The sequence below is a fragment of the Streptomyces himalayensis subsp. himalayensis genome, from assembly GCF_013778455.1.
GTDB classification, from domain to species: Bacteria; Actinomycetota; Actinomycetes; order Streptomycetales; family Streptomycetaceae; genus Streptomyces; species Streptomyces himalayensis.
Genome location: NZ_JACEHE010000010.1, coordinates 156,942 through 180,854, shown reverse-complemented (window position 1 = coordinate 180,854; position 23,913 = coordinate 156,942). Strand labels below are relative to the sequence as shown.

Sequence of the window (23,913 nt, the reverse complement as noted above, 5' to 3'; positions counted from 1 at the left end):
AGCGTCTCAGTCCGCCGACAAGCGGAACGACATCTGGCCGAAGCTGACTTGGTCGCCGTCCTGGACGACGACCGCGCCGATCACGCGCCGACCGTTCACCGACGTGCCGTTGGTCGAGCCCAGGTCGCGGAGCACCCACACGCCGCCCTGCCGGCTGAGTTCGGCATGCACCCGGGACACCGTCTCGTGGCTGAGGCGCAGCCCGTTCGCCGGGTCCCGGCCTATGCGGAGCGGGTAGGGGCTCCCGGGCACGGGCAGCAGCAGCTTCGGCAGCCGCTCGGACTGCCAGGCCCTGCGCAGCCGTACGGTGAAGCCCGAGACGGCGCCGACCGCGCCGAACAGCCGTCGGGACCAACGGCCTTCGGTGTGCAGATCGGCGGTCAGCACCGCGAGCTCGTCGGGCCGGCGGGCGGCCAGTACGAGTTCCATGCGCCGTATGAACGTGTCGTGCGACAGCCGCCCCAGGGCCACGCCGTTCCTGAGCACCTTCAGTGCCCTGTCGCGTTCGGCGTCGGAGAGCCGCGCGGGGTAGGTGTGGAACTCGAAAGACGACGTCACGCTGGTGATTGTCGGGCAGCACCGGCCGGGGTGTCCAGGAAACGCCGGACTTCCCCGGCCTCGGGGCCGCCACACTGACCAGGCACGGGACCGGCATGTCCGGTGAAAGAGGACTCTGCGCGGCATACGGCGATTTCAGGAGCGCATCGATCCCTTGTGCAGCACCATGGACACCGATGCCACAGCCGGGAGACGAGGGGATACCGTCCGTGCAGCAGTTCGAGGTGTGGGCACCGCAGGCCGACCGGGTGACGCTCCACCTGGAGGGCGCCACGCGCGCGATGGAACGCGATCCGGAGCGCACGGGGTGGTGGACCAGCGACACGGAGGCGGAGGACGGCGCGCGCTACGGCTACTCGCTCGACCACGGCCCGGTGCTGCCCGATCCGCGCTCGCGGCGCCAGCCGGACGGTCCGGACGGGCTGAGCGCCGTCGTGGACCACGGCCGGTACGCATGGCGCACGGAGTGGACCGGGCGCGGCCTGCCGGACGCGGTGCTGTACGAGCTGCACGTAGGGACGTACACGCGCGAGGGCACGCTCGACGCGGCGGCCGACCGCCTCGGTCATCTGGCGGAACTGGGCATCACGCATGTGGAGCTGATGCCGCTGTGCCCGTTCCCGGGGCGGCACGGCTGGGGGTACGAGGGCGTCTCGCTGTGGGCCGTACACGAGCCCTACGGCGGCCCGGAGGCGCTGAAGCGCTTTGTCGACAGAGCGCATGAACTCGGTCTGGGTGTCGTCCTCGACGTCGTGCACAACCACCTCGGCCCTTCCGGCAACCATCTCCCCCAGTTCGGGCCCTACTTCACGGACGCCTACCACACCCCCTGGGGCGTCGCCGTCAACCTCGACGGCCCCGGATCGGACGAGGTACGCGCGTATCTCACCGGCAGTGCGCTGGCCTGGCTGCGCGACTACCGGATCGACGGGCTGCGGCTCGACGCGGTCCATGAGCTGCACGACAAGCGTGCGATCCACTTCCTGGAGGAGCTGTCCACCGCGGTGGACGGACTCGCGGACGAGGTCGGGCGGCCGCTGTTCCTGGTCGCGGAGTCGGACCTCTGCGATCCGCGCCTGATCACACCGCGCTCGGAGGGCGGCCTGGGGCTGCACGCTCAGTGGAACGACGACTTCCACCACGCGCTGCACACCGCGCTCACCGGCGAATCGCAGGGCTACTACGCGGACTTCGCCAAGGCACCGCTCGCCGCGCTCGCCAAGACGCTGACGGGCGGGTACTTCCACAACGGTACGTACTCGAGCTTCCGCGGCCGCCACCACGGCCGTCCGCTCGACCTGACGCGCATCTCCGCGCACCGCCTCCTCGGCTACTCCCAGACCCACGACCAGGTCGGCAACCGCGCCCAGGGCGACCGGCTCGCCGCCTCCCTCTCCCCCGGCCTGCTCGCCTGCGCGGCCGCGCTCACCCTGACCGGGCCGTTCACGCCGATGCTGTTCATGGGCGAGGAGTGGGCCGCGGGCACGCCCTGGCAGTTCTTCACCGACCACACCGATCCCGCCCTGGCGGAGGCGGTCCGCCGGGGCCGGCGGCGGGAATTCGCGGCCCACGGCTGGGCGGAGGAGGACATCCCGGATCCCCAGGACCCGGCGACGCGGGACCGCTCGTGCCTCGACTGGTCGGAGCCGCAGCGGGAGCCGCACGCGCGCGTGCTCGCCTGGTACCGCGAACTGATCGCGCTGCGGCACGGGCTGCCCGACCTCTCCGATCCGGACCTGGCCGCGGTGCGCGTCTCCTACGACGAGCAGGCACGCTGGTTCGCCTTCCGCCGCGGCGACATCCGGGTCGCCGTGAACCTCTCCAAGGAGCCTGCCGCCGTACCGCTGAGCGCGAGCCACGCACGCGTGCTGGCCGCATGGGAACCGGTCGGCGCACCGGACGCGGAGGGCACGCTCGTGGTTCCGGGCGAGTCGTGCGCGGTGCTGGTGCAGGGATGACGTCGGGCCTCCGGGCCCGGCCTCTGCGGAGCGCTTCCGGGACCGCGTGCCACTGGACTGAGACGGCTGTCGGAGGCCGCCGTCCGCGCAACTGGGGGCGTCCACGGCACGGGCCGCTCTCCGGCGGGGCCGCGAGGGGCCGCGCAGACCGTTCCCACCCGCTACGCGCAGGGCCCCCGGCCCAACGCTGGGCCCCAGCCTTCGGCCGGGGGTGGTGGGGCCGGGGACACGGCGGAAAACCGACTCCGGGTCAGGGACCTTGGTCCGGTGCGCGCCTCTGACCCGGGTCAGGACCCTGTTCCGGCACATCCGTGAGGCGTTCGAGGAGGATCGCCTCCCAGGTGCGCCGCAACTGTGCGCGCAACAGCGGCCGCAGTGGCCGCGGGCCCTCGTCCTGGCCCTGGAGTCGGCCGGCGAGGCGGATGACGGTGTCGCAGCGGGCCAGCCACAGACCGCGTAGGCACAGCCGGGCCTCGTATCCGGCCAGTGTCGCCGCCCGGACCGCGGCAGGGGCGCCCACGGCGACGGCCAGGCCCGCGATGTCCTCGGCCGGGTCGCCGATCACCGCGTCGGCCCAGTCGAGGACGCCGCACACCCGTCCGTCCGCGGTCACCTTCAGGTGCTCGCCCGTGAGGTCGTGGTGGACGACGACGCCGGTGCCGGGCAACGGCGCGAGCTGATCGATGGCACGCGGCGTCAGCCTGTCGAGCCGTCCGGGATCGAACTCGCCGTCCGCATCGACACGTTGGGCGGCCCGGGCGGCCTGCGCCCGCACCTTCTCCAGCGACCGCGGCGTGGTCACCGGCAGGCCGAGCGCCGCGGCCGCGCGCACGGGCACCGAGCGAAGCCCGGAGAGAAGCCCCGCCAGATCCGCCTCGCCCGCCGGCGAGACGGCCCGGCCCTCCGCGGAGGCCCCCGGCAGCCGGGTGTCCAGCGTGAAGGCGAGCCCGTTCGCCCACTCACCGGCCGCGGAGCTGGCCGGTACCGGGACGCCGACGTGGGGGCGTACCAGGTCGCGGACCCGGATCTCACGCCGCTGGCGGACGGAGGCGGCAGGGTCGGGGGCGAGCCGCAGCACATGGCGCGTGCCGATCCACCAGCACAGCTGCTCGCCGGCCTCATCGACGGGGCGCACGTCGAGGCCGTCGCCGACTCCGGCCGCGTCGCCGAGGGCGGTGCGGACGAGTCCCCGAACGGTGTCTGCTGTCAGTGGCCGGTGCATCCTCGCGTCGCTTCCAGTCCACGATCTCCACGATCGCCGGTTACCCGACTTCCACGATGTCCGACCGGTAATCGTCGCGCACGGTCGCCTCGCCCGCAGTCGGTGCCTAGTGCACGATCGCCATCTCCCGTGCCGTGTTGTTGAGCCGTCGCCCGGCGTCCTCCGTGGCGGTCACGATGTCCTCGATACGCACCCCGAAGCGACCCGGCAGATAGATGCCGGGCTCCACGGAGAAGCACATCCCCGGCACCAGCGTCTGCTGTTCGCCCTCGATCATGTAGGGCGGTTCATGGGTGGTGACGCCGATGCCGTGGCCTGTGCGGTGGATGAAGAACTCTCCGTACCCGGCCTCGGTGATGTACGCGCGGGCGACCCGGTCGACGTCCTGGCAGGCGATACCCGGCCGCACGGCCTTCACGGCCTCCTCCTGGGCTCCGCGGACCACGTCGTGGACCCGCTGCTCCTCGGCGCTCGGCTCTCCGACGTGCACGGTACGGGAGGTGTCCGAACCGTAGCCGTGCATCAGGCCGCCGAAGTCCAGGACGACCATGTCGCCGCGCTCGATGACGCGGTCGCCCGCCTCGTGGTGCGGATTGGCACCGTTGGGCCCCGAGCCGACGACGGTGAAGTCGACCTGCTCGTGCCCGCACTGCCGCAGCAGATGTGCGAGCTCGGCGGCGACGTCCGCCTCCCTGCGGCCCTCGAACTGGACTCTCTTGATCTCTTCGTACGTCATGTCGGCGGCCGCCGCGGCCGCCGTGAGACGTTCGAGTTCGGCGGCGTCCTTCACGGCCCGCAGCATCGGCAGGGCGTCGGTGAGGGAGACATACGACGTGCCCGGCAACTCCTTCTGAAGCGCCAGCAGATGCATCGCCCAGGCGTTGTCGCTGATGCCGAACCGGCCGGAGGCGTCGAGGAAGGGCGCGGTCGCCGCGTAGGGGTCCTTGCCGTCGGTCCAGTCGTGCAGGGTCAGCGCCGGTGCGCCCGCCGCCTCGGCCGCGTCCGGCGCCTCGAGAGTCGGCACGACGAGAACCGGGTCCTGCCCGGCGGCGAGCACCAGCATGGTGAGCCGCTCGGTCGTCGCGGGCGGCCGGTAGCCGGTGAGCCACACGAGATCAGGGCCGGGCGCGACGAGGACGCCGGCCAGTCCCGCATCAGCCGCCGCCTGCGCGGCGCGGTCCATGCGGGCCTTGTAGTCGTCGGCGGTGAAGGGCGGGGGCGTGCCGGACATCAGGGCCTCCAGGGCTCCATGGCTCCATGGCTGTACGGGTCTATGGGCTTCCGGATGTGCAGGTCTACGGGTCTACGGGCTTCCGGATGTGCGGGTCTACGGGTCAACGCGTCCACCGGTCTACGGGTCTACGGGTCTACGGGTCTACGGGTCTACGGGCAGCATCCTGCCCGCCAGTCCCCGTCCGCGCGAGCGGGCATGCAGGCCCTCCGGGGGCCGGTAGCGGCCCGGGAGCGGCCGGCTCAGCCACCGACCGGTTCATGTGCGTCAGCTCTCCAGGCCGAGCCGCACCCCGAGGAGCACGAGTACTCCTCCGGATACCTGTTCAAGCCGACGCCGGACCCCCGTACGTGACAGGACCTGCTTCATCCGGCCCACGAACCACACGTACGCGCCGTACCAACCGACTTCGTAGACCGCCCACAGCGCCGCGAGGCCGACCATCGTGGGCAGATGAGGGGCACCCGCCGGCACGAACTGCGGCAGGAAGGACATCGCGAAGATCGCGCACTTGGGGTTGGCGAGGTTGAGCAGCAGCCCGTCCCGGTACGAGGCCCAGCCGGACTTCCGGGTGCCCTGCCATCCGCCGTCCGCGGCCCCGGCCGCCCTGTGGCGGCGTGCGTTCCACAGCGTCTGGACGCCGAAGACCACGAGGACCACGGCGCCCACGATCCGCATGACGTCGTACGCGATCTGGGACGCGGTCAGCAACGCGGTCAGCCCGAACGCCGCGACGAGGCCCCAGACGAAGACGCCCGTCTCGTTGCCGAGGACGGTGAGGAAGCCCGACCGCCTGCTTTCCAGCGACTGCTTGATGATCAGCACGGTGCTCGGGCCCGGCGAGGCGGCGATCAGCGTACAGGCGCCGAGGAAGGCGAGAAGGGTGCTCAGCATGGGCCCATCGTGGTGCCCGCCCCCGATGCGGGACCAATGGTTTTCCGCTCACCCGCTCACTGTGTACCCCGACGAGGAGCGCGCCGGCGCCTTGGGTGCGTCGACGGCCTCGACTCGGCCAGTTTGGTCATGCCGATGACGGCGGCGCTCACGGTGCCGAGGCCCACACGACCTGACCGGACCCCGCCAATCCCTGGCGAACCGCGATCAAGTAAAAAGGATGTCAACTACAAAGACTTGGTAAAGCGGCCCTGCAGACAGCCACACAGGGGAGAACACCGTGCCCGCACCGCGCCTTCGTCAGACACCGCTGCCCGGCATCGGCGTCCGCTACGACCTCACCACCCGAGAACAGAACCGCCTTTCAGTGATCGCGCACCGCGACGGTGCCCGCACCCTCAGCGCATACCGGTCGGACGACCCGGACGCATGCGCGCTCTCGCTCCGGCTGACCGCCGGAGAATCGGATTCCCTGATCGACGCGCTGATGCCGGCGCACCACAGCCCGAACCTCCTCCACACCACTGATCTGGGGCTGGTAGCCGAACGCATCGAGCTGTCCCCCACCTCGTACTGGAACGGGCGGCTGCTGGGCGAGACGCGGATGCGTACCGAGACGGGCGCCTCGATCGTGGCGGTGCTGCGGCGAGCGGAGGCCATCCCCTCGCCCGCGCCGGACTTCCGGCTGGCCGGTGGCGACACGCTGATCGTCATCGGTACCCGCGAGGGCGTCGAGGCGGCAGCGGACATCCTGGGACGGGAGTGATTGCGTGCACTCCGCTGTGTTCCTCATCGAGTTCGGCGCGATCATCCTCGGCCTGGGGCTGCTCGGGCGGTTCGCCGCACGTTTCCGGTTCTCTCCGATTCCGCTCTATCTGCTGGCCGGGCTGGCGTTCGGTGAGGGCGGGCTGCTGCCCCTCGGCGCGAGCGAGGAGTTCGTGGCCATCGGCGCCGAGATCGGCGTCATCCTGCTGCTGCTGATGCTGGGCCTGGAGTACACGGCGAGCGATCTGGTCAGCAATCTCAAGACCCAGTACCCGGCGGGACTCGTCGACTGCGCACTCAACGCCCTGCCCGGCGCCGCGGTCGCCCTGCTGCTCGGCTGGGGCCCGGTGGCCGCCGTCGTCCTGGCGGGCGTCACCTGGATCTCGTCGTCGGGTGTCATCGCCAAGGTCCTCGGCGACCTCGGCCGGCTCGGCAACCGCGAGACGCCCGTCATCCTGAGCATCCTGGTCCTCGAAGACCTGGCCATGGCCGTGTATCTGCCGATCATCACCGCCCTGCTGGCCGGTGCGGGCTGGGCCGCGGGCGGCGCCACGCTCGCCATCGCCCTGGGCGTTGCCGGGCTCGTGCTGATGATCGCTGTGCGCTACGGCCGGCACATCTCGCGGTTCGTCTCCAGTGACGACCCCGAGAAGCTGCTCCTGGTCGTACTGGGACTGACCCTGCTGGTCGCGGGCATCGCGCAGCAGCTCCAGGTGTCCGCGGCGGTGGGCGCGTTCCTCGTGGGCATCGCGCTGTCGGGCGAGGTCGCCGACGGCGCGCATGCGCTGCTCAGCCCGCTGCGGGATCTGTTCGCCGCGGTGTTCTTCGTCTTCTTCGGGCTGCACACCGATCCCGCGAGCATCCCCCCGGTCCTGCTGCCTGCCCTCGCGCTGGCCATCGTCACGGCGCTGACGAAGATCGCCACGGGATACTGGGCGGCCGGGCGGGCCGGGATCTCCGTGAAGGGCCGCTGGCGGGCGGGCGGTGCGCTGGTGGCGCGCGGCGAGTTCTCCATCGTCATCGCGGGCCTGGCCGTCGGCGCCGGAATCGAGCCCTCACTCGGCCCGATGGCCACCGCGTACGTACTGATCCTCGTCGTACTGGGGCCGCTCACCGCACGGTTCACGGAGCCGGTGGCCATGGCACTGGAGGCCTGGCGGCGCAGGACCGAGCGGCGGGGGCAGGCCGACCGGCCGACGGCCATGCCCACGCCCGCGTCGGAATCTGAATCGGTGTCGGTGGCCGTTTCGGCTCAGGCATCCGCGTCGGAATCCGCATCGGTGCGGGCGCCTGTCTCGGCTCAGGCCCCGGCCGATTCCGTCGCACCCGAGGAAAGCGGCAGCGACGAGGCCGTCCGACCGTGACGTGACCTCCGGGACCGCTGCCGGCAGGTGGGCCCGTCACAGCAGTGCGGACACCGAAGCCCCGGCCCCGCCACCCGTCCAGGTGAAGGGGAGCCGAGGCGGTCGTGGCGCCGGCACGGTCGGGCGGCCCGCCGCGCCTCCGTGGGAGAGAGACTCCTCCCGGTAGCGACCGCACTCCCGATGCCACGTAAGGATCCCCGCCATCCAGTTCTCGAACTCCTTCACGAATCCGCCGAGGACCGCGCGCTCGCTCAGAACGGCTGGCTCATGGCCGGGCATTACCCGTGCCCTCGGACGTACATCCGCGTGGGCGCAGATGATCGCACCATCGCGTGAACGGGCGCGTGTGGGCCGGCCATTCGGGGAAGAGCGCGGCGATCCCCACCAGGATCAATTAGCGTCCCTTTTGTCATAGTTCACGTCCAGGGACGGTCATGCGCGAAGACGCCCTCCTTCAGGTCGCCACCGGGGTCCATCTGGTCCATGGCTCCCATACCAACTGGATCATCCTGACCGAGGGCGACGCCGTCACGCTCGTGGACACCGGCTACCCGGGGGACCGCGGGCTGTTGCTCGAGTCGCTCGCGGCGCTCGGTCACACGCCCGAGGCGGTGACGGCCGTGCTCATCACGCATGCGCACAACGACCACCTCGGTTCGGCCGAGTACCTCAGCAGCACCTTCGGCACGCCCGTTCTGCTGCACGAGGCCGAAGCGCCCCACGCCCGCCGCGAGTTCCTGCACCAGGTCTCGGTCGGCCAGGTCCTGCTGAACGCGTGGCGGCCGGGTGTGCTCCCCTGGGCGGTGCACGCACTGCGCTCGGGCGGCACGGCCAAGATCCCCGTCACCGGCCCGAAGCCCTTCCCCACGCACGGTCCGCTCGATCTGCCGGGCCGCCCGGTCCCCGTCCACACTCCCGGCCATACTGCGGGCCACTGCGCGTACCACCTCCCGGACTCAGGGATTCTGATCTCCGGGGACGCCCTGGTCAGCGGCCATCCCATAGCACGCGCGCGTGGCCCTCAGCTGCTGCCGGCCATGTTCGACGCCGACCGACGCCGCGCCTTCGCGTCGCTCGACGCCATGGAGCCCCTCGCAGCGGACGTCCTGCTGCCGGGCCACGGACCGGTGCACCACGGGCCGGTCGCGGAGGCTGTGCGGCACGCGCGGGAGCTCGTCGCCTGACGGCGCGCCCACCGGACGCGCCCCGACTGATCGTCGCGTACTGCGGACGCGCCACCTGCGCGTCACGGCGGCGCGCCACCTGTTCAGCACGTACGGCAGCGCGCCACCGGATCATTCGTACGGCAGCGCGCCACCTGGTCACCACGTGCGGCGGCGCGCCACCTGGTCAGCGCGCGAAGGAACCCTCGTGCTCGCCCCGCCCGTGGCGAAGTGCCGGCCTCGTCCCGACGACGACGGTGGCGTACAGCTCCTCGGAAGTGGCGACCTTCGGGGTCAGCCCGCAGCGTGCGAAGACCTCTGACGCTGCCGGTGCCTGGCGTTCGGTCGTCTCGACCAGCAGATGGCCGTCCGGCGCGAGCCACAGCACCGCTTCCGCGGCCACCCGCCGCAGGACGTCGAGCCCGTCCGTGCCCCCGTCGAGCGCCACCCGCGCCTCATGGACACGGGCCTCGGCGGGCAGCAGCTCGATCTCGTCCGTGGGGACGTAGGGCATGTTGGCGAGCAGGATGTCGATGCGGCCCCGCAAGGCGGTCGGCAACGGCTCGTAGAGGTCACCCTCGTAGACACGGCCGCCGATGGCGGCGACGTTGCGGCGGGCGCACCGCACCGCTGCGGGGTCGATATCGGCCGCGTGCAGCTCGACCCGCTCCTGGGACGCGGCCACTGCGGCGCCCAGCGCCCCCGAGCCGCAGCCCAGATCGACGACGACGGCGCCTGGACGGACGCGGGAGGCGGCCTGCCGGACGAGGAACTCGGTACGGCGGCGGGGCACGAAGACGCCGGGGTCCAAGGCGATCCGCAAGCCGTGGAACTCGGCCCAGCCGACGACGTGTTCGAGGGGAAGCCCGGCGACCCGCCGGTCCACCATGGCGGCGAGATCGTCGGGTGTCCGGGCCGCGGAGAGGAGCATGTGCGCCTCCTCCTCGGCGAAGACGCAGCCCGCGGCCCGAAGCCGGGTGACGACGGTGGAGAAGGATGTGAGGGAAAGGGAGGAGAGGGAGGCGGAGAAGGGGGGAAGGGACGGCGAAGCCGACATGAGAGCCTTTCGAGATGCCGAAGGGCGCTCTCGCCCTCGCCTACGCCTGAGCGACCGTACGAGCACGAGGTGAGAGCACCCAGCCTGCTGCAGCGGTAATGGGTCTCACCTCCTCGGTCGTCTTCCGGTGCTGCTTCCTCCAGTGCTGGAGACGGCACACAGTACCCGAGCACGAACCCACGGAAGCAACCCCTTTAAAGGCCATGAGGGCAACCCCTTGCGGTCCACCTGCATCGGCGTAATGTTGATTACATGATTACGGCCGATCAGCGTGAGAAGCTACGCGGCTGGTTCGCCGGCCGTCTGCCGGAAGATCTTTTCGAGAGCCTGCTGGACGTGTCGGTGGACCGCGAGGAGATCACTGTCATCGGACGCATCCGCGAACCCCGGCTGGCCGAGGACGCCTCGGGCGCCGAGCGGGAGGCGGCCGTCCAGGGCCGTATCCAGGAATTTCGTGAGCGCACCCGCGAGGACCGCGTCGCCGTGGCCCGCGAGGCCGAGCACCGCTTCCGCCGTAAGGTCTCGTGGGGTGTGGAGTGCGGCGGGGAGCGTGCCCTCTTCACCCATGTCGCCGCGCCGGTGATGACCCGTCTGCGGCAGCCTGAGCGTCAGGTCCTCGACACCTTGATCGCGGGCGGCGTGGCCCGCAGCCGCAGCGAGGCGCTCGCCTGGTGCGTACGCCTGGTCCAGCAGCACACGGACGACTGGCTGACGGAGCTGCGCGAATCCCTGGAACACGTCCAGCGCGTACGCGCCCAGGGACCGGACGCTCAGTCGCAGGAAGGCCAGGACTCCGGTCCTGCGGAGGGGAACTCCGGCACGACGTGATGGCTCGGTGACGAGGTCATGACCCGGCGACCAGGACGGCTGGTGAGAGGGGTGGTGGCGTGCGGGCACCGCGAGGAGCGCCGGTAAGCTGAGGCCGCTGCGGCTCCCCCGACTCCCTGTGCGGGCGAAGTGCGTTCCGCGGCCGTCCAGTTGGCTGCTGTCCGGAACGAGGTTGGTGCGCAAGTGCTGGTAGCGGATCGATACCGGTTGCACTCCCCCATCGGCAGGGGCGGCATGGGCGAGGTGTGGCGGGCCACCGACGAGGTGCTCGGCCGTCCCGTCGCCGTGAAGCTGCTGCTGAGCCAGGAGTCGGACCCGTCGGCCACGGCCCGCTTCCGGCTGGAGGCGCAGACCTCGGCGCGGCTGAGCCATCCGCACGTGGTGGGCGTCTTCGACTTCGGTGCCTGGGACGGGCGTTTCTACCTCGTCATGGAACTCGTGGAGGGCGGCAGCCTCGCGCAGGAGACCTCCGGTGGGGCCCGCCTCGCACCGGAGCGGGTCGCCGCCATCGCCGAGCAGGCCGCGGCGGGTCTTGCCGCGGCGCACCGCGAGGGCGTGGTGCACCGGGACATCAAGCCCGGCAATCTGCTGCTCGCCGCCGACGGCGCGGTGAAACTGGGCGACTTCGGCATCGCCCGGTTCCTCGACGATCCGGCGGCCGCGCTCACCAGCACCGGGCAGATCGTGGGCACCGGCCTCTATCTGGCCCCCGAGCGCGCCCTCGGGCAGCAGGCGGGCCCGGCCTCCGACGTCTACTCGCTGGGCTGCGTCCTGTACCAACTGCTCGCCGGACAGCCGCCGTTCGTGGCGGACACCGCCACCGCCCTGCTCTACCAGCACGTCGACGCCCCGCCGGTGCCGCCGGGCCGGCTGGGGGTGACCGTTCCGCCCGCCTTCGAGAACTATCTGCTGGGGCTGCTCGCCAAGCGGCCCGAGGAACGGCCGTCGGCGCAGCAGGTTGCGGACTGGTTCCGGGCGGACGCGTGGCGGGGGCGGCCGGAGCCGCTGCCTGCGGCGACGCCGGCGCATGCGACACCCACGCACGCGGCGACGCCCCGGTCCGGGGTGACGCCCACGTCTGGCGCGGCGCCCACGCACGCGGGCACGTCTGCGTCCGGGGGCACGACCCCGTATGCGCCCGGTGCAGGTGCCGGTCCCGCACGCGGCGGGCACACCGCCTCGTACGGCTCACCCACCACCGGGGGCCGGTCGGCTCATGCGCGGCAGCGTCCCCCGGTGCAGAGGGGCAGCGGTCTGCGTGCGCTGGCGGGGAGGCAGCCGCGAGTGACGGGCCTTGTCGCGGGCCTCGCGCTCTTCATCGCGTCCCTGCTGATCGGCATGGCATGGTTCGCGCCCGACGGCAGCTCCGGGGAGCGGCCGACGGCCGAGCCGGGGGCCACGACGGACGCCGGTAGGAGCTCCGGAGACACCGGTACGAGTCCGGGGGACGCCGGTACGGGTTCCGTGGCTCCCAGTCCGGCGGCCTCCACCCCGGCGGCTACGGAACCGGTCGGCGGTCCGGCTTCGGAGTCGGCCTCGCCGGTCGTCCCCAGCGTGTCGCCCACGGCGGTCGAGACGCAGAAGGGGCATCGCGGGGACCAGGACGAGGAAGAGGACGACTGAGGCGAGGCGCTTGGCGCCGCGGGCCGTTACCCGTTCGGGGGGATCCGGCGGTCCGACCAGGGGGGATGGTTCCCAGCAACCCGTACGGACACCCCTGCCCGCCGCGCCCGGAGGACCACGCCATGCACGACAGCACCCTCCGTCTTTCCGGCCGGCGCCTGCGTGGGCTGCTCGCGCAGCCCAACGTGCTGTTCGGAGGCGTGTACGGGGCCGTGCTGGCGAGTTCGATGGCTGCCGCGCTCACGGAGTACGGCGAGACATCGCGCTCCGACCGGCTGTCCCACGCCGCGTGGCTGCTCTTCACCGCGGCTGCCTCGGCCCTGGCCCACGGGTATGCGCATGTCATCGCCGCACGCGGAAACCAGGCCCGACTCGGCCTGCGGGGCTCGCTGCGCGTGATGGTGGCGGAGTGGCCGCTGTTGGTGGCGGCCCTGCCCACGGTGCTGATGCTCTTCGGCGCGGGCACCGGATGGTGGAAGTCCGAAGGCATCGAGTCCGTGGCCTTCGTGTTCAACATCGTGCTGCTCTTCGCCCTGGGCCTGTCCTCGGCCCGGGTCGCGCGCCGGACCTGGCGCTCGTCCCTGGGGATCGGCTGCGTCGATGCGCTGTTCGGGGTGATCGTCGTCGTGGCGAACGCCCTCATCAAGTAGCCGGCCGGCGCACGTTCGCGCCGGCCGGCTCTGTGGCGATCCGATGGCTGGGCAGCGATCAGAAGGTGAGCTTCCAGCTGTTGATCCTGCCCGTGTCCTGGGCCGCGACGTCCTGGACACGCAGCTTCCACGTGCCGTTGGCGGTCTCGCTGGAGGCGTTGACGGTGTACGTGGTGGCGACGTTGTCCGCGGAGTCGGAGCTGCTGGAGGACTTCAGACGGTACGTCGAGCCGTCCGGGGCCACCAGGTCGATCACCAGGTCACCGCGGTACGTGTGGGTGATGTCCACGCCGACCTGCAGGGCCGAGGGGGCGTTGCCGGTGCGGCCGCTGACGGTGATCGGGGACTCGACCGCCGAGCCGGCGTCCGGGATGGAGACGGCCGTGGTGCTCGTGTAGGTGGTGCCGCCGGATCCGCCGGAGCCGCTCACGGCCTGGACGGTCTTGGTCGCGTCCGCGAGGCCCGCGCCGCAGCCGCCCGAGCAGGTGCCGGGCAGGGCACGGGCGTTGGTCTTGATCGCCGACTCGATCTGGGCCGGGGTCAGCGAGGAGCTGGCGGACTTCATCAGCGCGGCGAGGCCGGCGATGTGCGGGGCGGCCATGCTGGTGCCCTGGTAGTACTCGTAGCTCTCGGTGGACGGGCCCTGCGCACCGCTGTTGAGCGTGGACAGGATGCCGTTGGCGGTGCCGGTACTGGTCTGGCCGCCGGGGGCCGCGATGTCGACGACCGAGCCGTAGTTGGAGTACGAGGCCTTGGAGCCGCTGCGGTTGGTGGCGGCGACGCTGATGACGTTGTTGCAGCTCGCCGGCGAGTAGTTGGCCGCGTTGGCGTTGCTGTTACCCGCCGCGACGACGACCGTCGTGCCTCGGTTGACGGCGGCGTTGATGGCGCTCTGGGTCGCGGAGGTGCAGGAACCGCTGCCGCCCAGGCTCATGTTGATGACCTTGGCGACGTTGCTGTTGGCCGGGACGCCCGAGACCGTACCGCCCGAGGCCCAGGTAATGGCGTCGATGATGTCGGAGTCGTAGCCGCCGCACTTGCCGAGGACACGCAGCGGGGAGATCTTCGCGTTGTACGCGATGCCCGCGACGCCCTTGCTGTTGTTGGTGACGGCGGCGATGGTGCCCGCGACGTGCGTGCCGTGCCACGAGGAGTCGCTGGAGCCGGTGCCCGTGCCGCACTCGTCGGTCGCGTACCAGTCGCCCGGGTCGGCCGGGTTGCTGTCGCGTCCGTTGCCGTCGACGGAGACGGCGGTGTCGGAGATGAAGTCGTGACCGGCCACGACGTTGGCGGCCAGGTCGGAGTGCGTCACGTAGCCGGTGTCGATGACGGCGACCGTGACGCCGCTGCCCGTGGCGGTGGACCAGGCGCCCGGCACGCGCATGCCCGCGGTGGCTTCGAACAGGTCCCACTGCTTGCTGTACTCGGTGTCGTTCGGGTCGGCGAGCGGCCTGTTGAGCCGGTCCGGCACGACGTAGGCGACCTGCGGGTCCTCCTGGTACTCGGCGATGACGTCGGCGACCTCGGCCTTGGAGAGCTTCTCGCCCAGGTCGACCAGCGCGGCCCCGGTGCCGAGGCGGCGCTGGAAGTCCAGGTCCTCGCCGGCCTCGCGGCCCTTGGCCTCGGCGTCGGCGGAGGCCGCGGAGTTCGACTTGGCCTCGGCGGCGGTCGACTTGTAGCCGACGATGAGCCGCTCGGCGGGAACGAGGCTGGAGGCGGCCGGGGCGGCGGCCTCTGCGGCGAGTGTCCCGGCGGCGGCCGGGCCGGCCAGTACGACGGCGGTGGCGGTACCGGAGAGGAGAGTCGCGGAGATCGCGGCGACGGATATCAGCTTCCGTCTCGGAGCACGCGAAACACGTGGAGTGAGCAAGGGATCGCCTTTCGTGGCCGGCTCCGGGCAGCGCGGAGCGGCGGTCGATTCGCCTCGTCGTCGAAGCGGAGGGGGGTCAAATCGAGTAGGCGCGAAGGCCGGCCAGGCGCGAGCGACCGTAAGGGGTTACCTGTGGGTCAGCTGTGACCGAACGATAAACAAGGCGCGGGCAGGCCGGATACAGGGGAAACCCTCGATCCTGGCGCGAAAACTCCCTTTGCAGGACCGAGGGTTGAAAAGAAACGTGCCGCTTTATCAGCTTTGATGTGGGTTCAGTCGATACGGGTTCACGGAGAACACGGTGACGGGAGGCGAGCTGGCTCAACCCTCGTCGGGCGAGCTACCTCAACCCTCGTCAGAAGTCAGCCGCAGCGAGATCGAGTTGATGCAGTACCGCTGGTCCGTCGGCGTCGGGTAGCCCTCGCCCTCGAAGACGTGGCCGAGGTGCGAGCCGCAGCGGGCGCACCTCACCTCCGTGCGCACCATCCCGTGCGACCGGTCCTCGATCAGCTCGACCGCGTCGGTGTCCTTGGGGTCGAAGAAGGACGGCCAGCCGCAGTGCGACTCGAACTTCGTGTCCGAGGTGAAGAGCTCGGCGCCACAGGCGCGGCACGAGTAGACGCCCTTGGCTTTGGTGTCCGTGTACTCACCCGTGAACGCGGGCTCCGTGCCGGCCTGGCGCAGCACCGCGTACTCCGCCGGGTTCAGCTCCGCCCGCCACTGCTCGTCCGGCTTTTCGACGTCGTACGCCATGTTGCTCAGCCCCTCACTCCGGCTACTTCGACAGGTGGTCGAGGATCTTCGGGCCGAGCTCCGTCACGTCGCCCGCGCCCATGGTGAGAACAAGATCACCCGGCTTGGCCATTCCCGCGACGACCTCGGCGGCCGCGGCCTTGTCGTGCACGGCCTGGACGTCCGCGCCGGCCGCCTGTGCCGCGTCGACGATCAGGGCGCTGGTGACGCCCGGGATCGGGTCCTCGCGGGCCGGGTAGATGTCGAGGACCACGGAGGCGTCGGCGAGGGCCAGCGCCTCGCCCATCTCCGTGCCGAGCTCCTGGGTGCGGGAGAAGAGGTGGGGCTGGAAGAGGACCAGGATGCGGGAGTCCCCGGCGGCGGCGCGCATCGCCTCCAGGTCGGCGGTCATCTCGGTGGGGTGGTGGGCGTAGGAGTCGATGACCTGCACGCCCGCCGCCTCGCCCTTGAGCTGGAGGCGGCGCTTCACGCCCGTGTAGGAGGCGAGGGCCGGGGCGAGGTCCGCCGCCGGGATGCCGAGCGCCACGCCCGCGGCCAGGGCCGCGACCGCGTTGTGCGCGTAGTGGCGGCCGGGGACGGAGACCGCGAAGGTCAGCTCGGCGCCGTCGAGCAGGACCGTGACCTCGCTCTTCAGGCCCTGGGCGACGACGGAGAGGACGCGGACGTCGGCGTCGTCGGACTCGCCGTACGTCACCACCCGGACGCGGTCCCCGATCCGCCGGGTCAGCTCGCGCGCGCCCTCATGGTCCGCGGAGATCACCAGCGTCCCGCCGGGCACGATCTTTCCGGCGAACGTCTCGAAGGACTCGTAGATCTCGTCCATGGACGCGTAGTTGGCGTGGTGGTCCAGCTCCACGTTCAGCACGATCGCCACCTCGGGAGCGTACTTGTGGAAGCTGCGGTCGCTCTCGTCCGCCTCGGCCACGAAGATCTCACCGGTGCCGTGCTGGGCGTTCGAGCCGGGCGCGTCCAGGTCGCCGCCGATCGCGTACGACGGGTTGAGGCCGAGAGAGGTGAGGGAGACCGCGAGCATCGACGTCGTCGTGGTCTTGCCGTGCGTACCGGCGACCGCGATCGGGCGGAGGCGGTCCATCAGCGAGGCCAGGGCGTCCGAGCGGTGGACGACCGGGATGCCGAGCTCGGCGGCGCGGGCGAGCTCGGGGTTGTCGGCGCGGATCGCGGACGAGACGACGACGCAGGTGGCGTCGTCGGCGAGGTGCGCGGCGTCATGGCCGATGTGCACGGTGGCGCCGAGCGCACGCAGCGCGTCCGCGGTCTCGGACTCCTTCGCGTCGCTGCCCGCGACCTTGGCTCCGCGCTGGGTGAGGATCTTCGCGATTCCCGACATTCCGGCGCCGCCGATGCCGATGAAGTGCGGTCGGTCCATGGCGGTGGGAAGGCCGGGTGCCATGCGTGTGTCTCCCAGGTGACGAGTGGTACGGCTGGTTCGGGCAAGTTATACGGCTGGGGCCGCGGCCGGCGAAACGACGCCGGAGCGGGTCCCCAGCCTATGCCTTGCGGGTACGGTGCCGTGCCCTCGCCTATGCCTTGCGGATGCGGTGCCGTGCCCTCGGCCGGCCGAGTCGGGCGCCCCGCACTCCGCGGCCGGCTCGTACCGCCGACCCACCCCCACCAACCCTCTACGCCTTCTTGTGCGAGAACAGTTTCAGGACCGGTACCCCCACCTTGTGCCGTGCCCGCGACGCCCAGTCGCGGTGGAAGAACTCCTCCACGTAGTGGGGGTCGGTCAGCACGATGACCTCGTCGGCGTCCGTCTCCTCGACCAGCGTCTTGAGCGCGTCGAGCGGGTGGTCCTCAACGAGCCGCCCCTCCGCGGTGCAGCCCGATGCGCGCAGGGCGGCGAGGGAGACGTCGAGGGCCTGCCGGCCGACGGCGGCCGCGTCCTTGCCCTCGGGAGTCTCGTGCTCGCGGACGGCCTCGTCGATCTCGCCCATCGCGATGTCGTCGATGGCGCGCAGCAGGCGGTCGGCCTGCTCACCGCGCGGCTGCAGCAGTACGTGGAAGGAAGCGCCCTCGTCGCCGTGCAAGGTGGTGATGAACTCCACGTCGGCGGATGTCAGGGCCTTCTCGATCATCAATACGCTCGTGAACACGACAGGAGCCCTCTCTCCATGGGCCGCGAAGTGCCCCTTCGGAAACCAGCCCGCCCCGTCTCTGCACGGGGTATCCAAGATTCAGTTTGCCTGGCGAAGACGGAGCGGAGCGAATGATTCCGCTGTGTGTCACTTACGACGGTAGCGAGCGAAGAGAAACCCAGTGTCCTCCAAGAGCGAGGACAGGGCGAATCGTTTCAGCACATCCATCTCGGGGCCTCCGACGATGCGCTGTGCCGCTCCCGAGGCCACCATCGGAGAGAGCGTCAGACACAGCTCGTCCAGGGCGTCCGCAGCCACGAACTGGCCGAGCAGGCGCGGTCCGCCCTCGGTCAGCAGCCGCCTCAGACCGCGGTCGGCCAGCGCCCGTACGATCCGGGCCGGCTCCGCGCCCGCTCCCTCGCCGGCGATCACCACCTCGACGCCCGCCGCCTCCGCGGCCCGGAGGCGGGTAAGGGGCGCAGCCGCACCCGTCACCAGGAGGGTGGGGACGAGCGGCTCGGTGAAGAGGGGCAGGGAGAAGTCCAGCTCCAGGCTGGCGCTGACGACCGCGATGGCCGGCGCCGGGCCCTGTCCGGCCGCGGCCCGGCGCGCGGCGAAGGCCTCACGCGCGCGTGCGGGGCGATAACCCTCCAGACGGACGGTCTCCGCGCCCACGACCACGGCGTCCGCGAGCCCGCGCAGCGTGCCGAAGATACGCATGTCGGTCTCGCACGAGATGGGCTGCGAGCGGCCCTCGTGCTGGGCCGCGCCATCGAGCGTCGACACCATGTTGGCGCGCAGCCACACGTCCCGGTCCCCTGGATACGCATACGCCTCGGCGAGCTCCTCCAGCCCCCACTCGCGGTCGGCGGACTGCGCAAAGCCCTCCCCCAAGCTCTCGGCTCCGGTCGAGCAGGGGGCACCCCCACGATCCGCCGTGGAACTCGTACGGTCTGCTGTTTCGTATGTCACAGGGAACAGGCGTCGCATGCCGATCAGTCTTCCACGGCGCCTAAAGTGGGGAAGCGTGTCGTCCTCCACAGCCGCCCGCGGGCACAGCCCGATAACCGAAGCGGCCCCGCTGTCCCTGTGCGCCCGCGAACCCCACGTCCCCGCGGACCGGCTCGTCGCCGAGATGGTGCCGCCGCCGCGCTTCGACTCCGTGCGCTTCGATACGTACATTCCGGACCCGAACCAGCCCAGCCAGAGCGAGGCGGTGCAGGTCCTGAGCGGCTTCGCGGCCGGGCTCGGCGGGGCGCATGCCTCCGGGAGCGGCAAGCGGCGGTGGTTCGGCGGACGGGCGAAGCCCGCGGTGCCGGCCGGTCCGCGCGGCGTGTATCTCGACGGCGGTTACGGCGTCGGCAAGACGCATCTGCTGGCCTCGCTCTGGCATGCCGCTCCGGCCGCGCGCGAGCAGAAGGCGTTCGGCACGTTCGTGGAGCTGACCAATCTCGTCGGTGCGCTCGGCTTCCAGCAGACCGTGCAGACGCTGAGCGGCCACAGCCTGCTGTGCATCGACGAGTTCGAGCTCGACGACCCGGGTGACACGGTGCTGGTGTCCACGCTGCTCGGCAAGCTGGTCGACGCGGGCGTGGCGCTCGCCGCGACGTCGAACACGCTGCCCGGCAAGCTGGGCGAGGGCCGGTTCGCCGCCGCCGACTTCCTCCGCGAGATACAGGGCCTGTCCGCGCACTTCCGGCCTCTGCGGATCGACGGCGAGGACTACCGCCACCGCGGCCTTCCCGAAGCGCCCGCGCCGTTCTCGGACGACCAGGTGACGCGGGCCGCGTATGCCACGCCGGACGCCTCGCTGGACGACTTCCCGCATCTGCTGGACCACCTCGCGCGCGTGCACCCCAGCCGGTACGGCGCGCTGACGGACGGCCTGACGGCGGTCTGCCTGACGGATGTGCAGCCGGTCCCGGACCAGTCGACGGCGCTGCGCCTCGTCGTACTCGCCGACCGGCTGTACGACCGCGAAGTCCCCGTGCTGGCCTCCGGCCTGCCCTTCGACAAGCTCTTCAGCGAGGAGATGCTGCGCGGCGGCTACCGGAAGAAGTACTTCCGGGCGATCTCGCGTCTGACCGCGCTGGCGAGGGACGCGAAGGGGCTGGTCGGCGAGTAGCCGGGGCGCGGCCGGACGCCGCCGACCGCGGCCATCGCGAGGCCCGCGCACTGGCCGGGAGGGCCGCCGCCAGGCGCTGTCCACCGGGAGGGCCGCCACCAGGCGCTGAGGCTGGGCGGGGCCGCCAAGCGCTGTCCGCCAGGAGGGCCGCCGCCACGGCATTCTGGTGCGCGTGGGGGCGCAGCCCGGCGCCGTCGGGGTTCCTCCCCCAGCCAACGCTGGGAGATGCCCCCAGTGCCCACCCTCCCCCATTGCCTTAAGGGGGCATGGGGGCACCCCCATCGCCCCAGCGGACGACTGCCCACAGGCTGACGGCGTCTAGTGGCTCCAGCGAGCGAGGCGGCGTCAGGCGCGCTCGGGTGCGTTCGCGCGGCCGTTCGTAGCTGTTTGCCGGATTCGGTGGATTCGGTGGAACCGGTGGGACGTCTGCGGCAGTCTTGCTGATCATGTCCACCCTTCCGCCTCAGCAGACCCCGTCCACGCCCGCCGCCGGCCACATGGTGGTCTGCGGGGACGATGCGCTCGCCCACCGGCTCGCCGCCGAGCTGCGCGGGCTGTACGGCGAGCAGGTGACGTTGGTCGTGCCGCCGGCCGGCCGGAGTGGGCGGCCGCCCGTCGTGGGGCGGGCGCGCGCCTCGTCGCTGCTCGAGCGGATGTCCGCGGCGGTGACGCGCACGGCCGGCAACGGCGCAGCCGCCAACGGTGAGGCAGCCAGCCGTGGCGCACCCGACGATGGGGCCGCCAGCCGTGGCGCACCCAACGGCGCGGGCAGCAACCGTGGGACCGGCAACGGCGCAGCCCGCAACGGCGAACCTCCCGCGCCCGAACGGCTCCTGGAGGCCGCCGAGCCGACGGAGGAGATCCTGGCCGAGGCAGGGGTGGAGCACGCGGCGGCCCTCGCGCTCGTCCATGACGACGACGAGACGAACATCCGGGCCGCGCTGACCGCGCGCCGCCTCAATCCGCGGCTGCGCCTGGTGATCCGGCTCTACAACCGCCGGCTCGGCCAGCACCTGGAGGCCCTGCTCGACCAGGCGGCCGCGCTGGCCGCTCCCGGACCGGACGCGGAAACCCACGACGCGTCGACCACCGTGCTGTCGGACGCCGACACCGCCGCACCGGCCCTGGCTGCCACCGCCGTGGCCGGTACCAGCAAGGTCGTCCACGCCGACGGTCTGCTGCTGCGGGCGGTGGAGCGCACCCCGCCGGGGCCCGGCGAGGTGGCCGACCCGGGGCTGTGCACCCTGGCTCTGCTCTCGGCGACCTCCACGGACCCGGCGGGAAGCGAGGGAGCGGAAGGCAGCGGGGCGGAGGGGCCACAGCTCCTGCCCGACGAACGGTCGGTGGGCTCGGCGACCGGCCGCGGCACGGTCGTACTGGAGACGGTGTCGTACTCGGGCCCGGCCCTGCCCGCCGGCCGCAGCGCGCCCTTCGCCTCGCTGCTGTCGCGCCGGCTGCGCTGGTCCTTCGCGTGGCTGGTGGGCAGCATGGTGGCCCTCGTCGTTGCGGCCATGCTGACGACCGGCGAGCATCCGCTGACAGCCACGTATCTGACGCTGCTGGATCTCTTCGGCATGAACGACCCGGCGGTGGACGAGGGGACCAGCCGCAAGGTCCTCCAGCTGTTGTCCGGGCTCGTCGGTCTGCTGCTGCTTCCGGTGCTGCTCGCCGCCGTGCTGGAGGCGCTGGGCACATTCCGCAACGGGTCCGCGCTGCGTCGGCCGCCGCGCGGGCTGTCCGGCCATGTCGTGCTCCTCGGCCTCGGCAAGATCGGCACCCGGGTGCTGGCGCGGCTGCGCGAGCTGGACATCCCGGTGGTGTGCGTGGAGGCCGACCCGGAGGCGCGGGGCCTCCCCCTCGCCCGGCGGCTACGGGTGCCGGTGGTCCTGGGCGACATCACGCACGAGGGCGTCCAGGAGGCCGCCAAGATCCATCGGGCGCAGTCCCTGCTCGCGCTCACCAGCTCCGACACCACCAACCTCGAGGCCGCGCTGGTCGCCCGGTCGGTCAGGCCCGATCTGCGGGTGTCGCTGCGGCTGTACGACGACGACTTCGCGACCGCCGTCTACCGCACCCTGCGCGCCGCGCACCCCGGCGCGCTCACACGGCGCACGGATCCCGGTCGGCGTCCGGCCCTGACCAGCTACGGGCCCTGACCGGCGTACGGGACCGGTGGGCGTACGGCCCGGACCGGCGTACCGGCGCAGACCGGCTTACGGGCCCTGACCGGCAGTCGCGCGGGCAGTGAAGCCGGGACACGCGTGATCACCGCATCGCACCTGCTCCATGAGCTCCTGGTGGCGGCGGGGGCAGTCGGCTCGCCGTGACCGTGACGCGGCCTGCGGCACGCAGAAGGAAGCCGGCCGTGCGGACGCGGCGCGGCTGCCGTATGGCCGCGGCATGGTTGCCCGTGCGTCCGCGGCACGGCTGATGTGCGGCTGTGCGGAAAGCCGCGGACCGTGCTCGACCGTGCACCGATCAAGTCATATCGTGGCAATAGTGCGAGTAAAAGCACATTTCTGGCTCCTTGGACGGCATCAGGCTTGAGGGGGTCGTCATGCTCGAGGACCTGCTGGCAGCGGCGGCGGGGTTGGGTTCTGCCGCGGTGGTGTACGTCATGGCGGCAGCCAAGATCGTCAAACAGTACGAGCGGGGCGTGGTCTTCCGCCTCGGGCGCGTGCTCGAGGGCGTACGCAAACCGGGCTTCACCATGATCATCCCCGTGGTGGACCGGCTGCGGAAGGTGAACATGCAGATCGTGACGATGCCCGTACCCGCGCAGGAGGGGATCACACGGGACAACGTGACGGTGCGCGTCGACGCGGTGGTCTACTTCAAGGTGGTCGACGCGACGTACGCGATCGTCCAGGTCGAGGACTACCGCTTCGCGGTCTCCCAGATGGCGCAGACGTCGCTGCGCTCGATCATCGGCAAGAGCGACCTGGACGACCTCCTGTCGAACAGGGAGAAGCTCAACCAGGGCCTGGAGCTGATGATCGACAGTCCTGCGGTGGGCTGGGGCGTGCAGATCGACCGCGTCGAGATCAAGGACGTGTCCCTGCCCGACACGATGAAGCGGTCCATGGCCCGCCAGGCCGAGGCCGACCGGGAACGTCGCGCCCGCGTCATCAACGCCGACGCGGAACTGCAGGCATCCAAGAAGCTGGCGGAGGCCGCCGGGGTCATGTCCAATCAGCCCGCCGCGCTCCAACTCCGCCTCCTGCAGACCGTGGTGGCGGTCGCCGCCGAGAAGAACTCCACGCTGGTGCTGCCCTTCCCCGTGGAGCTGCTGCGCTTCCTCGAACGCGCCGCTCAGCAGCAGGGGGCGCCGACTCCGACGCCCGCTTCCGCTGCGGCACCGGTGACCCAGGCGGATACACCGGCCCAGGTGGATACACCGGCCCAGGCGGATACACCGTCCCAAGCGGACGCGTCCACCCGAGCAGAGGCGCCGGCCGAAGCCGACGCACCGACCGACACCGGCATCAGTACCGGTGCCAGCACCGGCACCGGCACCGGCACGCCGGACGAGTCGCCTGAGCTCGAGGCGCCCTCCTGGACGCCCTTGAACGCCGCTCTCGAGACGCCTGAGCCCTCCTCCCACAAGGCCTCCCACAAGGCCAAGGCCTGATAAGGCCGGACGAGTCGCCGGAGGTCACTGGCGTGGTCTCCGGCGACAGGCGTGGTTCCCGAGACCCTTGGTGCGTGCTACACACAGGCGGGTCACAGTTCCTGTCCGCCAACAGGAGGTTGCAC

At 71.5% G+C, this 23,913-nt stretch carries 20 protein-coding genes; 10 read left to right on the top strand and 10 right to left on the bottom strand.

Annotated elements, in window-relative coordinates:
• Positions 1–6 precede the first annotated feature (6 nt).
• Positions 7–558, bottom strand: a complete 552-nt coding sequence (locus H1D24_RS18345) for an FHA domain-containing protein (protein ID WP_181658680.1) — start codon at positions 556–558, stop codon at positions 7–9.
• Between the two features lie 176 nt (positions 559–734).
• Here H1D24_RS18345 and treZ point away from each other — a divergent pair, with 176 nt between their 5' ends.
• Entirely contained in the window at positions 735–2,516 is a 1,782-nt protein-coding gene (gene treZ / locus H1D24_RS18340) for a malto-oligosyltrehalose trehalohydrolase (protein ID WP_181658679.1), read from the top strand.
• A 250-nt stretch (positions 2,517–2,766) separates the two neighbouring features.
• Here treZ and H1D24_RS18335 read toward each other — a convergent pair whose 3' ends face one another.
• The 3 genes from H1D24_RS18335 to H1D24_RS18325 all read right to left on the bottom strand — a co-directional run bounded on the left by H1D24_RS18335 (position 2,767) and on the right by H1D24_RS18325 (position 5,863).
• Entirely contained in the window at positions 2,767–3,738 is a 972-nt protein-coding gene (locus H1D24_RS18335; RefSeq protein WP_181658678.1) for a phosphotransferase family protein, read from the bottom strand.
• Between the two features lie 106 nt (positions 3,739–3,844).
• A complete protein-coding gene (locus H1D24_RS18330) occupies positions 3,845–4,969 on the bottom strand; it encodes an aminopeptidase P family protein (RefSeq protein ID WP_181658677.1) in 1,125 nt (374 codons plus the stop codon).
• Between the two features lie 267 nt (positions 4,970–5,236).
• Positions 5,237–5,863: a LysE family translocator gene (locus tag H1D24_RS18325; RefSeq protein ID WP_181658676.1), complete on the bottom strand. Its 627-nt coding sequence runs from the start codon at positions 5,861–5,863 to the stop codon at positions 5,237–5,239.
• Positions 5,864–6,143: 280 nt separating this feature from the next.
• Between H1D24_RS18325 and H1D24_RS18320 the strand changes: the two genes are divergently transcribed.
• The 3 genes from H1D24_RS18320 to H1D24_RS18310 all read left to right on the top strand — a co-directional run bounded on the left by H1D24_RS18320 (position 6,144) and on the right by H1D24_RS18310 (position 9,176).
• Positions 6,144–6,629: a cation:proton antiporter regulatory subunit gene (locus H1D24_RS18320; RefSeq protein WP_181658675.1), complete on the top strand. Its 486-nt coding sequence runs from the start codon at positions 6,144–6,146 to the stop codon at positions 6,627–6,629.
• 4 nt (positions 6,630–6,633) lie between these two features.
• On the top strand, positions 6,634–7,992 hold the full coding sequence (locus H1D24_RS18315; RefSeq protein ID WP_181658674.1) for a cation:proton antiporter: 1,359 nt from the start codon (positions 6,634–6,636) through the stop codon (positions 7,990–7,992).
• Between the two features lie 434 nt (positions 7,993–8,426).
• Entirely contained in the window at positions 8,427–9,176 is a 750-nt protein-coding gene (locus tag H1D24_RS18310; RefSeq protein ID WP_181658673.1) for an MBL fold metallo-hydrolase, read from the top strand.
• A gap of 166 nt (positions 9,177–9,342) precedes the next feature.
• Here H1D24_RS18310 and H1D24_RS18305 read toward each other — a convergent pair whose 3' ends face one another.
• Complete coding sequence (locus H1D24_RS18305; RefSeq protein WP_181658672.1) at positions 9,343–10,212, bottom strand: putative protein N(5)-glutamine methyltransferase; 870 nt, start codon at positions 10,210–10,212, stop codon at positions 9,343–9,345.
• A 252-nt stretch (positions 10,213–10,464) separates the two neighbouring features.
• Between H1D24_RS18305 and abmR the strand changes: the two genes are divergently transcribed.
• The 3 genes from abmR (at position 10,465) to H1D24_RS18290 (ending at position 13,313) form a co-directional block, all read left to right on the top strand.
• The gene (gene abmR / locus H1D24_RS18300; RefSeq protein ID WP_181658671.1) at positions 10,465–11,040 is read left to right on the top strand and encodes an ATP-binding transcription factor AbmR; all 576 of its coding nucleotides are present in this window, start codon (positions 10,465–10,467) and stop codon (positions 11,038–11,040) included.
• A 183-nt stretch (positions 11,041–11,223) separates the two neighbouring features.
• Positions 11,224–12,663, top strand: a complete 1,440-nt coding sequence (locus H1D24_RS18295) for a serine/threonine-protein kinase (RefSeq protein ID WP_181658670.1) — start codon at positions 11,224–11,226, stop codon at positions 12,661–12,663.
• A 122-nt stretch (positions 12,664–12,785) separates the two neighbouring features.
• Positions 12,786–13,313, top strand: a complete 528-nt coding sequence (locus H1D24_RS18290; RefSeq protein WP_181658669.1) for a hypothetical protein — start codon at positions 12,786–12,788, stop codon at positions 13,311–13,313.
• Between the two features lie 58 nt (positions 13,314–13,371).
• On the opposite strand, the gene H1D24_RS18285 is transcribed toward H1D24_RS18290, so the two are convergent.
• The 5 genes from H1D24_RS18285 to H1D24_RS18265 all read right to left on the bottom strand — a co-directional run bounded on the left by H1D24_RS18285 (position 13,372) and on the right by H1D24_RS18265 (position 19,022).
• The gene (locus tag H1D24_RS18285; RefSeq protein ID WP_181658668.1) at positions 13,372–15,183 is read right to left on the bottom strand and encodes a S8 family peptidase; all 1,812 of its coding nucleotides are present in this window, start codon (positions 15,181–15,183) and stop codon (positions 13,372–13,374) included.
• 345 nt (positions 15,184–15,528) lie between these two features.
• Complete coding sequence (gene msrB / locus H1D24_RS18280; RefSeq protein WP_181658667.1) at positions 15,529–15,936, bottom strand: peptide-methionine (R)-S-oxide reductase MsrB; 408 nt, start codon at positions 15,934–15,936, stop codon at positions 15,529–15,531.
• Positions 15,937–15,958: 22 nt separating this feature from the next.
• Entirely contained in the window at positions 15,959–17,347 is a 1,389-nt protein-coding gene (gene murC / locus H1D24_RS18275) for a UDP-N-acetylmuramate--L-alanine ligase (protein WP_181658666.1), read from the bottom strand.
• A 229-nt stretch (positions 17,348–17,576) separates the two neighbouring features.
• Entirely contained in the window at positions 17,577–18,050 is a 474-nt protein-coding gene (locus H1D24_RS18270) for an indole-3-glycerol phosphate synthase (RefSeq protein ID WP_181658665.1), read from the bottom strand.
• A gap of 129 nt (positions 18,051–18,179) precedes the next feature.
• On the bottom strand, positions 18,180–19,022 hold the full coding sequence (locus tag H1D24_RS18265; protein WP_181658664.1) for a pyrimidine reductase family protein: 843 nt from the start codon (positions 19,020–19,022) through the stop codon (positions 18,180–18,182).
• A 37-nt stretch (positions 19,023–19,059) separates the two neighbouring features.
• On the opposite strand from H1D24_RS18265, the gene zapE reads away from it, so the two are divergent.
• The 3 genes from zapE to H1D24_RS18250 all read left to right on the top strand — a co-directional run bounded on the left by zapE (position 19,060) and on the right by H1D24_RS18250 (position 23,788).
• A complete protein-coding gene (gene zapE / locus H1D24_RS18260; RefSeq protein WP_181658663.1) occupies positions 19,060–20,157 on the top strand; it encodes a cell division protein ZapE in 1,098 nt (365 codons plus the stop codon).
• Between the two features lie 497 nt (positions 20,158–20,654).
• A complete protein-coding gene (locus H1D24_RS18255; RefSeq protein ID WP_258564164.1) occupies positions 20,655–22,313 on the top strand; it encodes an NAD-binding protein in 1,659 nt (552 codons plus the stop codon).
• A 401-nt stretch (positions 22,314–22,714) separates the two neighbouring features.
• Positions 22,715–23,788, top strand: coding sequence for an SPFH domain-containing protein (locus tag H1D24_RS18250; protein WP_258564147.1), 1,074 nt, complete (start codon positions 22,715–22,717; stop codon positions 23,786–23,788).
• The last annotated feature ends 125 nt before the right edge of the window (positions 23,789–23,913 follow it).